Genomic DNA, 12,437 nt, shown 5'->3' on the forward strand with positions numbered 1-12,437 from the left:
TGTCACAGCCGTGCAAGTGCAGACCCCATCAGGGCATGGCATCAACCTGCGTAATCGACCACCTTGAAATCAAATAGCCCGGGGTTGCGGACCGGGTCTACATTCACTTCAATGCTGCATTTGGGCGGGAAACGCCCTTCCAACAACAATTTGGACAGGGGGTTTTCCAAGCGTTGCTGGATGGCCCGCTTCATTGGACGTGCCCCAAAGACCGGGTCAAAACCCACCTTGGCCAACTCCGACAGGGCGGCAGGACTGACATTCAAGCTCAAGTCCATGCGGGCCAGGCGGGCTTGCAAGACCTGCAACTGGATTTGGGCGATGCTGGCAATGTGCTGGGCATCAAGTCCGTGGAACACCACAGTTTCATCGATGCGGTTCAAAAACTCAGGTCGGAAATGGGTCTTGAGTTCGTCCCAAACCGCATCTTTGATGTCTTCGGCAGCTTGACCCACCATGGATTGGATCAAGTGAGAGCCCAAATTCGAGGTCATCACAATCACGGTGTTTTTAAAGTCCACCGTGCGACCCTGCCCGTCCGTTAAGCGGCCATCGTCGAGCACTTGGAGCAAGACGTTGAAAACATCCGGATGGGCCTTTTCCACCTCGTCCAGCAGCAGCACACTGTAGGGCTTGCGACGCACAGCTTCTGTCAAATACCCCCCCTCCTCATACCCCACATAACCGGGCGGCGCACCGATCAGGCGTGCGACAGAATGCTTTTCCATGAACTCGCTCATGTCCATGCGAATCAAGTGGTCCTCGCTGTCGAACAGGAAGCCCGCCAACGCTTTGCACAACTCTGTTTTACCAACGCCGGTTGGGCCCAAAAAGAGAAAGGAACCAGTGGGACGGTTGGGGTCAGCCAAACCGGAGCGTGATCGGCGGATGGCGTTGGCCACAGCGGCTATGGCCTCATCCTGCCCAACCACCCTCTGGTGTAATTTGTCTTCCATCTGAAGCAATTTTTCACGCTCGCCCTGCATCATTTTGGACACGGGGATACCCGTGGCGCGCGAAACCACCTCGGCTATTTCTTCGGCGCCCACTTGCGTGCGCAGCAAGCGATGAGCGGGTTTTTCACCCGGTGCAGATTCTTTGGCTTGAATTTCTTTGAGCGTTTTTTCCAATGCTGGCAGCTTGCCATACTGCAACTCAGCCACTTTGTTGAAGTCGCCCTTGCGCGTCAAGTCCTCGATTTGCTGGCGCAAATGGTCAATTTCTTCACGCACATGCTGGCCCCCTTGGGCTTGGGCCTTTTCTGAGCGCCAAATTTCCTCCAAGTCAGCCGCTTCTTTTTTGAGTTTGTCGATTTCTTCTTCGATCAATGCAAAACGCTTTTGCGAGGCTTCGTCGTGTTCTTTGCGGACCGCTTCACGCTCAATTTGCAGTTGGATCAAGCGTCGGTCCAATTTGTCCATGACCTCCGGCTTTGAATCGATCTCGATTTTGATTTTGGCTGCGGCCTCGTCGATCAAGTCGATGGCTTTGTCCGGCAAGAATCGGTCGGTGATGTACCGGTGACTCAGCTCAGCCGCTGCCACAATCGCTGGATCGGTGATGTCGACACCATGGTGAATTTCGTACTTTTCTTGCAACCCACGCAAAATGGCGATGGTGGCCTCGACAGAGGGTTCGTTGACCAATATTTTCTGAAAGCGGCGCTCCAAGGCGGCGTCTTTTTCAATGTATTTGCGGTACTCATCGAGTGTGGTGGCCCCCACGCAATGCAACTCTCCACGGGCCAGCGCTGGTTTGAGCATGTTGCCAGCATCCATCGCGCCTTCGGCTTTGCCAGCGCCCACCATCGTGTGCAACTCATCAATGAAGACAATGGTCATCCCTTCGTCTTTGGCCAATTCACTCAGAACGGTTTTGAGTCGCTCTTCAAATTCACCACGGAACTTGGCACCCGCCAGTAGAGCGGCCATATCCAAAGACAAAACGCGCTTTCCCTTGAGCGAATCGGGCACCTCGCCCGCGACGATGCGTTGGGCCAAGCCCTCCACAATCGCGGTCTTGCCGACACCAGGTTCACCGATGAGCACGGGGTTGTTTTTCGTGCGGCGCTGCAACACCTGGATGGCTCGGCGAATTTCATCATCACGGCCAATCACAGGGTCCAACTTGCCCATGCGAGCGCGTTCCGTCAAATCGATGCAGTATTTCTGCAAGGCTTCACGCTGGCCTTCGGATTCAGCACTGGCGACATTTTGGCCGCCACGAACGGCATCGATGGCTGTCTCTAGGCTCTTTCGGCTCATGCCATGTTCTTTGGCGATGCGCCCGATTTCACCTTTGTGATCGGCCACAGCCAACAAAAAGAGCTCACTCGCAATGAAGGTGTCCCCCCTTTTGATCGACTCTTTCTCCGCCCCTTGGAGCAGTTTGGCCAAATCTGGACCCACCTGAACTTGGTCTTGCCCTGTGACGATGGGCAAACGCTTGACCGCTGATTCAACCGCCAGCAACAGGCCAGGCACTTGGACACCGGCCCGCATCAGCAGTGATTTAGGACCGTCTTTTTGTTGCAGCATGGCCAACAAGACGTGTGCAGGTTCGATGTAGGCGTGGTCACCGCCGAGCGCCAATGATTGCGCATCGGACAAGGCTTCGTGGAATTTGGTGGTCAATTTATCTAAGCGCATGAATGTTCTCCAATGGGACCTAGCTTGGGGGTGATTGGCCATTTTCAAGCGGTTACAGCAGCGCTTTGTTGCCTAAAATCAAGAAATGCAAATCCATCAACTTTCTGTCAGCCACGATGAGATCCAAGACCGTTTATTGGTGCGTCTGAACACACAAGAGGCGCACGAATTTCGTTTTTGGATCACCCGTCGCATGGTGCTTCGCTTGCTGCCGGCCATGGACCAGTCGGTGATCCGTTTAGAGGCCACCCAACCCGGCGTCGCTGCCGCCGACCCGGGTACGCAACAAATTTTGACCGATATCAAGCGCGATGTTTTTTTGCAAAACGCCGATTTCGCCACCCCTTACTCGGCGCACGCGCAGCACTTCCCCCTAGGCGCAGAACCCATGTTGGTCACGGATGTGCATTTGACCCTGAAAGCCCATGGGAACTTGGAGTTGGTTTTTCAGCGCAAACACGAGGGCAACGTTCAATCTTGCCACCTCAATTTGCAAGCCCAGTTGGTTCACGGCTTGATCCATTTGCTGCGGGAAACCCTGGTCAAAGCAGCATGGGACACGGCAGCACCCCAAGTTGCGCCCAACACAGGTTCGGCGAACCCAATGCCCATGGATTCGACGATTTACAAACACTGAAAAAAAACCGCGTCGCAGCCAAACAGCCGACAGCACTGCGCCAGCATCACAGGTTCTGGCTTTGAATGCCCCAGCGGGCCAAGGCGGCATCGTCCGAGACCCGCGCGTCCACCCACTGCGCGCCCTGTGGCGTTTGCTCTTTTTTCCAGAATGGGGCTTGTGTTTTGAGGTAATCCATCAAAAACTCGCACGCTTTGAAGCTCTCACCCCGGTGAGCCGAAGTCACAGCCACCAAAACAATCTGATCGGCTGGCAACAAGCGGCCCACACGGTGCACCACTCGGGCTGCATAAAAATCAAAACGCTGGTGGGCTTGCTCGATCATGGCTTCGATCGACTTCTCGGTCATGCCGGGGTAATGCTCCAACTCCATGGCCTGAACCTCATCTTCAGCCTGCCCGGTCAACGCTCGGGTGTCGCGCACGGTGCCAATGAAACTGCAGACAGCGCCCACACGCAGGTCCAGTGCACGCAGGGCTTGCATTTCCTGCGACACATCGAAGTCTTCGGTTTGAATCGTCACTTGGGGACACATGCCATCAGCCTCCGGTCACCGGTGGGAAAAAGGCCACTTCGCCATCGGGCACCAAAGGTGTGGCCTCGCTGGCCATGACTTGGTTCACGGCCACTCGGACCGGCAAACCGATCGCCAAGCATTGGGCATGAACCCCGCCGCGCGCAATCAGCGCTTGGCGCAGACCCGCCACATCGCTTGCCGACGTCTCAAAAGCTTCGCTGCCAACACCGATGGTTTCCCGCAATGATGCGAAATAACGCAAGTGGATTTTCATGACAACCATTCCGAAAAAGACCAGAAATTGAGCAAATCCCCATGGGCAATGGTTTGTTCAGCTGGATTGTCCACCACCCCGTCGCCCCACACCACCGAAGTCAAGACACCAGAGCTTTGGTTCGGGAACAAGTCCAAACCACCTTGGGCATTGCGCCGAACACGCAAAAATTCGCGCCGCTTGTCCCCTTTGGGCCAATCAAAGTGCGCCGGCAAGCGGTAAGGCACAGGCGGTTGAGGGGCGGCACCTTGCAGGGCAAGAACCAAAGGCTTGACCAATAGCAAGAAAGTCATAAAGCTGGAGACGGGATTGCCGGGCAAGCCCACAAAATGGGCCGAGCCGGGCATGGATTCTCGCCTCACATGACCATAAGCAAAGGGTTTACCGGGCTTCATGGCAATTTGCCAAAGCGCCAACTCACCCAAAGATTGCACCGCGGGTTTGACGTGGTCCTCTTCCCCCACAGACACCCCGCCACTTGTGACCAACAAATCGTGGTGCTCGGCGGCCATTTTCAGTGCTTGCACAGTTGCTTCGCGTCGATCGGGCACGATGCCCAAATCCGTCACGACACACCCCATGCGCTGCAACAAAGCCCGCAAGAAAAATCGGTTCGAGTTGTAAATGGCCCCAGGAGGCATGTCACTGGGGGAGACGTCACCAGGCATGACCAGTTCATCACCCGTCGAAAACAACGCAACTTTGGGCCGAGCCATCACTTGCAACTGCGCCAAGCCCAGGCTGGCGGCCAAACCCAATTCGGCAGGCGTGAGTTGTTGCCCTCGCTTGAGCACCATGTCACCTGCTTTGACATCTTCGCCACTGCGACGGATCCACTGCCCCGCCTCTGGCGTGGTCAAAAATCGAACACGAGGAACACCGTGGGTGCTGACCAGCTCGGTTTGCTCTTGCATCACGATGGCATCAGCGCCGCTGGGCACAGGGGCGCCCGTGAAAATGCGTGCCGCTTGGCCCGGGCGCAAAGCCTCTCCAAACTGCCCCGCCGCAATGCGTTGCGTCACGCTCAATTCAACGCCCGAGGGCAGCAAGTCCGAGCGGCGAACCGCGTAGCCGTCCATGGAGGAGTTGTCAAATGCCGGCACCTGCAAAGCAGAAACCACGTCTTGCGCCAAGAAGCGGCCATCGGCATCCAGCGTGGCCACGGTCTCATATCTGGGCAGTGCCTGAATATTCGCCAGCAAAGCCTTCAAGGCATCGTCAAGCGACATCAAGGGTGCGCGAGGGGCATGACTCATGTGTTCAATCGCAATGTTGGCGGATGTAGGCTTTGATCAAATCCACATCGCATTTCATGACCTGCACCCGTTTGGGCAAAGATTCAATGCCGTCAAACTGCGGTGGGCGCTCCGGTTGGCGGCCCAACGCCTCCACGATGGTGGCCGCGAACTTGATGGGCAAGGCTGTTTCCAGTACAACCATGGGCACTTGCGGATTGCGATGCTCTTTGGCCACTTTGACACCGTCAGCCGTGTGGGTGTCGATCACCACGCCGTAGTGGGCAAAGACTTGTTGAATGGTTTTCAGGCGATCCGCATGGGTGCTGCGACCACTGTCAAAACCATAGACTGTGGCAGCACGAACAAAACGTGGATCCCCCGACAAATCAAAGTAGCCCAGACGACTCAAGCCCTCACCAAAAATGGCCTGGGTTTTCGAGGCATCTCGCTCGAGCAAGTCAAACACAAAACGTTCGAAGTTGCTGGCCTTGGAAATATCCATGGACGGACTGGAGGTCTCGTGGGTATCGTTCGTGCCGCGAACGCGGTAAACGCCGGTTTTAAAAAACTCGTCGAGCACATCGTTTTCATTGGTGGCGACCACCAAACGGTCAATCGGCAAGCCCATCATGCGCGCGACATGACCGGCGCAAACGTTGCCAAAATTACCACTGGGCACGGTGAAACTGACTTTTTCTTGGTTGTTTTGCGTGGCCTGGAAATACCCCGCGAAGTAATACACCACTTGGGCCAACAAACGCGCCCAGTTGATCGAGTTCACGGTCCCGATTTTGTATTTACGTTTGAACGCGAGATCATTGGAGACTGCCTTGACAAGGTCTTGACAGTCGTCAAAAACCCCTTCGATGGCGATATTGTGGATGTTGTCGTCCAGCAAACTGAACATTTGTGCTTGCTGAAACGGACTCATGCGACCATTGGGGCTGGTCATGAACACACGCACACCCGCTTTGCCGCGCATGGCGTATTCGGCGGCACTGCCGGTGTCGCCTGAGGTCGCACCCAATATGTTCAACGACTCTCCACGGCGGCCCAATTCGTACTCAAACAAGTTGCCCAGCAACTGCATGGCCATGTCTTTAAAGGCCAAAGTTGGGCCGTTGGACAAGGCCTCCAAGTACAAATCGGGCTGGGCATGGCCCGCCGCTTGCAAAGGCTTGAGGGGGACAATGGCTTGGGTGCCAAACACTTCAGGCGTGTAGGTCTTCAGGCACAAAGCTTTCAAGTCATCACGAGGAATGTCATCGATGTACAAGGACAGCACTTCAAAAGCCAACGCCGCATAACCTTGGCTTTGCCAAACATCACGCAAGCGTGTGAGCGCCTCGGTACCGATCTGTGGATAACTTTCAGGCAAGTAGAGGCCACCATCCGGCGCCAGGCCCTCCAGCAAAATTTCACAAAATTGTTTGCGGTCGGCGTGGCCGCGCGTGGACAAATAACGCATCAATTCAACTCTTCTTTGCGAATGCGGACGATGGGGGCCATCACGGTAGGCAAGGCCTGCATTTGGGCCAGCACGTCGTTCAAAGTGCCTTCCCGGGTATCGTGCGTCAAGATGATCACATCGGTTTGGTTTTCACCAGCTTGGCTGACTTGATCGGCTTCGCGCTGCAAGACCGCGTCGATGCTGATGCCTGCTTCGGCCAGCAAACCGGTCAACTTGGCCAGAACGCCTGCTTGATCGGCCACCCGCAGTCGCAGGTAATAACTGGTCACCACGTCGGACATGGGCAAAACGCTCAAGTCACTCATGGCCCCAGGCTGGAAAGCCAAGTGCGGCACACGGTTGAGGGGGTCAGCGGTGTGCAAACGGGTGATGTCCACCAGGTCGGCAATCACCGCGCTGGCGGTGGGTTCAGAACCGGCACCTTTGCCGTAATACAAGGTGGTGCCCACAGCGTCGCCTTGCACCATCACCGCATTCATGGCGCCCTCCACATTCGCGATCAGACGTTGAGTCGGCACCAAACTGGGGTGAACGCGCAACTCAATGCCTTGGGCTGTGCGTTTGGTGATACCCAAAAGCTTGATGCGGTAGCCCAATTGTTCGGCGTATTTGATATCGGCTGCACCCAGCTGGGTGATGCCTTCGACATGCGCCTTGTCAAACTGCACCGGAATACCAAACGCAATCGCACTCATCAAGGTCACCTTGTGGGCAGCGTCCACCCCTTCGATGTCAAAAGTCGGATCGGCTTCGGCGTAGCCGAGGCGCTGGGCTTCCTTGAGCACCACACCAAAGTCCAAACCTTTGTCGCGCATCTCAGACAGGATGAAGTTGGTCGTGCCGTTGATGATGCCGGCCACCCACTGGATGCTGTTGGCGGTCAAGCCTTCGCGAAGTGCCTTGATGATTGGGATGCCTCCGGCGACGGCGGCTTCGAATGCCACCATCACACCCTGGGCTTGCGCAGCAGCGAAAATTTCAGTGCCATGCACAGCCAACAACGCTTTGTTGGCCGTGACCACATGTTTGCCGGCGGCAATCGCTTCCATCACCAAGACCTTGGCGATGCCATAACCACCAATCAGCTCGATGACGATGTCGATCTCTGGATTGGCAATCACTGCACGGGCATCGCCCACCACCACGACACCCTCGCCCACCAGACTTTGCGCACGCGCCACATCCAAATCAGCGACCATGCTGATCTCAATGCCTCGGCCAGCACGGCGCTGGATTTCTTCTTGGTTGCGCTTGAGCACATTGAAAGTGCCGCTGCCCACAGTGCCCATGCCCAAAAGGCCCACTTTGATCGGTTTCATTTTTCTATCTTCTTGAATGCAATGCGCCCGAAATGCTCGGGCAGGGATTGATTTCAGGCCACCAAGGATTCGGTCCCAAAACGTTTACGCGCGCCCTCCAAAAAACGGGCCACGCGGGCAATCGCCTCACGCAGATCGTCTTCGTGGGGCAAAAACACAATGCGGAAATGATCCGGAGCGGGCCAATTGAAACCCGTGCCCTGAACCAACATGACCTTGGTTTCTTCCAGCAACTGCAAGAAAAAATCTTGGTCGTCCTGCACCGGATAAATCTGGGGGTCCAGTTTGGGAAACATGTACAACGCAGCACGGGGCTTGACACAACTGACACCCGGAATGGCGGTGATCAGCTGGTGCGCCAAATCGCGCTGCTTGCGCAATCGACCGCCCTCGCCCACCAACTCATTGATGCTTTGATGCCCCCCCAAGGCCGTTTGGATGGCCCATTGGCCCGGCACATTGGCACACAGCCGCATGTTGGAGAGCATGTTCAAGCCTTCAATGTAATCGCGCGCTCTTTTTTTGTCGCCCGAAATCACCATCCAACCTGCACGGTAGCCACACGATCGGTAACTCTTGGACAAGGAGTTGAAAGTCAAGGTCAGAACGTCTTGAGACAAGCTGCCCAGTGGGGTGTGCTTGACGCCGTCGTACAAGACCTTGTCGTACACCTCATCGGCAAAGATCACCAAACCGTGATCGCGGGCAATGTCCACAATGCCCTTGAGCAACTCATCGGCGTACAAGGCACCGGTGGGGTTGTTGGGGTTGATCACCACAATGCCTTTGGTCCGTGGCGAAATTTTGGCGCGGATGTCAGCCAGATCGGGCATCCAACCATTGGCCTCATCGCAGCGGTAATGCACGGGCGTGCCACCGGACAAACTGGCAGCCGCCGTCCACAGTGGGTAATCGGGCGATGGCAAAAGCAATTCATCGCCATTGTCCAGCAAGGCATTGGTGGCCATGACGATGAGCTCGCTGGCACCGTTGCCCAAATAGATATCATCGAGCAAGACGCCTTGAATACCCTGCTTCTGGGTTTCATGCATCACCGCCTTGCGCGCAGCAAAAATACCCTTGCTGTCCGAATATCCCGCTGAATTGGGCAGGTTGCGGATCATGTCTTGCTGAATTTCTTCAGGGGCATCGAAGCCAAAAACCGCCAGATTCCCGATGTTCAGTTTGATGATCTTGTGACCATCCTCTTCCATTTGACGAGCACGGTCCATGATCGGGCCACGAATGTCATAACACACGTTGGCGAGCTTGGCAGATTTTTGAATGGGCTTCAAATTGCCTCCAAAAGGAGTTTCAAGAGGGAGAAAACCTATAATTTGACCACATTTCAGGGCCGTCTCGGCCCCAAATCCCAGAGGATCGCCTCTATTGTTCAATTGCGCCTTTCAAGTCATCGTGCACTTCCCCCATGAAATTACAACCCGACAAATCCAACAGCCTGACCATCAATGCTTATGGACCAGGATGGATCGAGGTCAATGGACAGCGTTTCACGGGTTCTTTGATCGTCAGCAGCATGGCAGGCGCCCATCCTCAAGCGTGGGAGGCAACAAAATTTGAAGACCTCAGACCACTTGATTTTGAAGTCTTGGCCCAAAGTGGTGCTGAACTGGCCTTGTTTGGCAGTGGTCAGCGCCTGCGATTTCCTCAACCAGCTTGGCTCGCGTGCTTGATCCAAAAGGGGATTGGCTTGGAAACCATGGACACGGCTGCCGCGTGCCGAACGTACAACATTTTGGCCAGTGAGGGCCGCAAAGTCGTGGTGGCCCTCTTGCTGGAAACTTAAAGCATGCTGTTTGCAGGCATCTTTGTTTAGACGTCGTGCTTGGTCTCGAAGGCCGCATTCGGAGTAAAATGGAAGGCTGCCGGGGCCCAAGGCCTTTAGCGATTCTGTCAACACTGCATGTCGACAGCCGCTCCACCTGTCAAGCGAGTTCAAAGTTTTATGGCGATCGTTCTTAACAAACCCCTCCCCGAATTTGAAGCCAACGCGACCAGTGGCCTGAAAGTTTCCAACGTTTCACACCTCGGTCAACCCGTTGTTTTGTTTTTTTACCCCAAGGACAATACCCCAGGCTGCACGACCGAAGCCATGCAATTTCGGGACAAATACAAAGACTTCGTCAAAGCCGGTGCTCTGGTGCTGGGTGTTTCGCGCGACAACATGAAATCCCATGATGACTTCAAAGGCAAGCTCGAATTGCCTTTCGAGTTGATTGCCGACACCGAAGAAAAAATGTGCCACATGTTCGGCGTGGTCAAAAACAAGATCATGTACGGTAAAAAAGTCAAAGGCATCGAACGCAGCACATTTTTGGTGGGTGCTGACGGGACACTGAAGCAAGAGTGGCGCGGCTTGAAAGTGCCAGGCCATGTGGAAGAGGTCCTCCAAGCGGTGAAAGACTTGAAAAAAGCCGCTGCAGTTGCCTGATGCCCTTGCCTCCTTTCTGACTTAGGGCTCGTGCATAATGAATTCATGCCGCTGACCACCAGCCCCTTTCCATTTTGAAAAGCCGCCTGCTTACCCAGGCGGCTTTTTATTTTTCCACAGCTGAATCCATTTCTTTAGACGAGGCCATTGCCCATGCCACTGCCACCCGCTCCTACCCAACGCGCCAGCCGCTTGACACACGCTGCGATGGTCTCAACTGCCGCAGAAGAAAATTTCAAGCCGCCCATGATTCAGGTTGAAACCAAGGCGCCGAAGTTGGACACCATGCCTGCTATTCCAGCCAAGCCGGTGCGCACACAGGACAGCACCAAAAGCAGTCGCCCACGCAAGGGCCCGGCTGACGCAACACGGGCCCTCGACATAACAGCCCCGCCAACTGGCGCGGAACCAGATAAGACAGCGCCCAAGACTGCTGCGCTTCCAGGCATGGCACCGCGCAGCAAACGCAAAACCGGCCCACGCAAGCTCTTCGTCTTGGACACCAACGTCCTCATGCACGACCCGATGAGCCTTTTCCGCTTTGAAGAACACGATGTGTTCTTGCCGATGATCGTGCTCGAAGAGCTCGATGGTCACAAAAAAGGCATGACGGAAGTCGCACGCAATGCCCGCCAAGCCAGCCGCTCGCTCGACGTCTTGGCTTCTGGACAAGGTCAAGACCTGAGTCAAGGCTCGCCATTGAACGTCACAGGACATTCCGACGCCACCGGACAGTTGTTCTTCCAAACCCAAGCGCTCGACTTGAGCCTGCCTCTTGCGCTGCCTCAAGGCAAGGCGGACAACCAAATTTTGGGCGTTGTGAAAGCGCTGGGGCAATTGCATGCTCCGCGAGATGTGGTCTTGGTGTCCAAGGACATCAACATGCGTGTGAAAGCCCGCGCCTTGGGGCTGCAAGCCGAAGACTATCAAAATGACAAAACCTTGGAAGACGGCGATTTGCTCTACCCAGGCTCGCTGGCTTTACCCAGCGATTTTTGGGTCAAAAACGGGAAAACCGTGGAAAGCTGGCAACAGGGCACACACACTTTTTACAGGATCTCTGGGCCCATCGTGCCCAGTTTGTTCATCAACCAATTCGTGTTCTTTGAGGCCCCCGGAGAACCGAGTTTGTATGCGCGGGTGACTGAAATTCGAGGCAAAACTGCCGTGCTGCGCACGCTGAAAGACTTTGGCCACCAAAAAAATGCCGTGTGGGGCGTGACTGCCCGTAACCGGGAACAAAACTTCGCCGTGAATTTACTCACCGATCCCGATATCGATTTCGTGACCCTGGCAGGCACCGCCGGCACAGGCAAGACTTTGATGGCCTTGGCTGCGGGCTTGACACAAGTGTTGGATGACCGCCGCTACACCGAAATCATCATGACGCGTGCCACCGTGAGTGTGGGCGAAGACATCGGCTTTTTACCCGGAACCGAAGAGGAAAAAATGGGCCCGTGGATGGGCGCACTCGATGACAACCTGGAATTTTTAGCCAAAGGGGATGGTGGTAATTCGGGTGAATGGGGTCGCGCGGCCACCAACGAACTGATCAAGAGCCGAATCAAGATCAAGAGCATGAATTTCATGCGCGGACGCACTTTCATGAACAAGTACGTGATCATTGACGAGGCGCAGAACCTGACGCCCAAACAAATGAAAACCTTGATCACGCGCGCTGGCCCAGGCACAAAAATCATCTGCATGGGCAATTTGGCCCAGATCGATACGCCCTATTTGACCGAAGGCTCTTCGGGATTGACCTACGCAGTAGACCGCTTCAAAGGCTGGGCACACGGCGGCCACATCACCTTGGCCCGTGGCGAGCGCTCGCGCTTGGCCGACTTTGCCAGCGACGCCCTCTGAGCTTCGGTCAAAAGC

General features: G+C 55.4%; 11 protein-coding genes. 4 read left to right on the top strand and 7 right to left on the bottom strand.

Annotated elements, in window-relative coordinates:
- Nucleotides 1-41 precede the first annotated feature (41 nt).
- Complete coding sequence (gene clpB / locus ACHEXK_RS07215; protein WP_416548687.1) at nucleotides 42-2,648, bottom strand: ATP-dependent chaperone ClpB; 2,607 nt, start codon at nucleotides 2,646-2,648, stop codon at nucleotides 42-44.
- An 85-nt stretch (nucleotides 2,649-2,733) separates the two neighbouring features.
- Between clpB and ACHEXK_RS07220 the strand changes: the two genes are divergently transcribed.
- Nucleotides 2,734-3,285 carry a hypothetical protein gene (locus tag ACHEXK_RS07220; RefSeq protein WP_416548688.1) on the top strand — a complete coding sequence of 184 codons (552 nt, stop codon included), beginning with the start codon at nucleotides 2,734-2,736 and terminating at the stop codon, nucleotides 3,283-3,285.
- Nucleotides 3,286-3,331: 46 nt separating this feature from the next.
- Here the strand turns inward: ACHEXK_RS07220 and ACHEXK_RS07225 are convergent, their stop codons facing one another.
- From ACHEXK_RS07225 to ACHEXK_RS07250, 6 genes are read right to left on the bottom strand one after another with little or no spacing between them, the layout of a single operon-like run.
- Nucleotides 3,332-3,820 carry a molybdenum cofactor biosynthesis protein MoaE gene (locus ACHEXK_RS07225; protein WP_416548689.1) on the bottom strand — a complete coding sequence of 163 codons (489 nt, stop codon included), beginning with the start codon at nucleotides 3,818-3,820 and terminating at the stop codon, nucleotides 3,332-3,334.
- A gap of 4 nt (nucleotides 3,821-3,824) precedes the next feature.
- Entirely contained in the window at nucleotides 3,825-4,076 is a 252-nt protein-coding gene (locus tag ACHEXK_RS07230) for a MoaD/ThiS family protein (RefSeq protein ID WP_416548690.1), read from the bottom strand.
- Nucleotides 4,073-5,332: a gephyrin-like molybdotransferase Glp gene (gene glp / locus ACHEXK_RS07235; RefSeq protein ID WP_416548691.1), complete on the bottom strand. Its 1,260-nt coding sequence runs from the start codon at nucleotides 5,330-5,332 to the stop codon at nucleotides 4,073-4,075. The genes ACHEXK_RS07230 and glp overlap by 4 nt, the downstream gene beginning before the upstream one ends.
- 4 nt (nucleotides 5,333-5,336) lie before the next feature.
- Entirely contained in the window at nucleotides 5,337-6,782 is a 1,446-nt protein-coding gene (thrC, locus tag ACHEXK_RS07240; RefSeq protein WP_416548692.1) for a threonine synthase, read from the bottom strand.
- The gene (locus ACHEXK_RS07245) at nucleotides 6,782-8,104 is read right to left on the bottom strand and encodes a homoserine dehydrogenase (RefSeq protein WP_416548693.1); all 1,323 of its coding nucleotides are present in this window, start codon (nucleotides 8,102-8,104) and stop codon (nucleotides 6,782-6,784) included. The genes thrC and ACHEXK_RS07245 overlap by 1 nt, the downstream gene beginning before the upstream one ends.
- A 53-nt stretch (nucleotides 8,105-8,157) precedes the next feature.
- The gene (locus tag ACHEXK_RS07250) at nucleotides 8,158-9,399 is read right to left on the bottom strand and encodes a pyridoxal phosphate-dependent aminotransferase (protein ID WP_416548694.1); all 1,242 of its coding nucleotides are present in this window, start codon (nucleotides 9,397-9,399) and stop codon (nucleotides 8,158-8,160) included.
- Nucleotides 9,400-9,533: 134 nt separating this feature from the next.
- On the opposite strand from ACHEXK_RS07250, the gene ACHEXK_RS07255 reads away from it, so the two are divergent.
- From ACHEXK_RS07255 to ACHEXK_RS07265, 3 genes are all read left to right on the top strand, one after another.
- Entirely contained in the window at nucleotides 9,534-9,911 is a 378-nt protein-coding gene (locus ACHEXK_RS07255; protein ID WP_416548695.1) for an Mth938-like domain-containing protein, read from the top strand.
- A 159-nt stretch (nucleotides 9,912-10,070) separates the two neighbouring features.
- Nucleotides 10,071-10,556 (top strand): peroxiredoxin, encoded by a 486-nt coding sequence (locus ACHEXK_RS07260; RefSeq protein WP_416548696.1) that lies wholly within the window; start codon nucleotides 10,071-10,073, stop codon nucleotides 10,554-10,556.
- Nucleotides 10,557-10,763: 207 nt separating this feature from the next.
- Nucleotides 10,764-12,422, top strand: a complete 1,659-nt coding sequence (locus ACHEXK_RS07265; protein ID WP_416548892.1) for a PhoH family protein — start codon at nucleotides 10,764-10,766, stop codon at nucleotides 12,420-12,422.
- The last annotated feature ends 15 nt before the right edge of the window (nucleotides 12,423-12,437 follow it).

It is taken from the genome of Limnohabitans sp. DCL3 (genome assembly GCF_048019295.1).
Lineage (GTDB): Bacteria > Pseudomonadota > Gammaproteobacteria > Burkholderiales > Burkholderiaceae_C > Limnohabitans_A.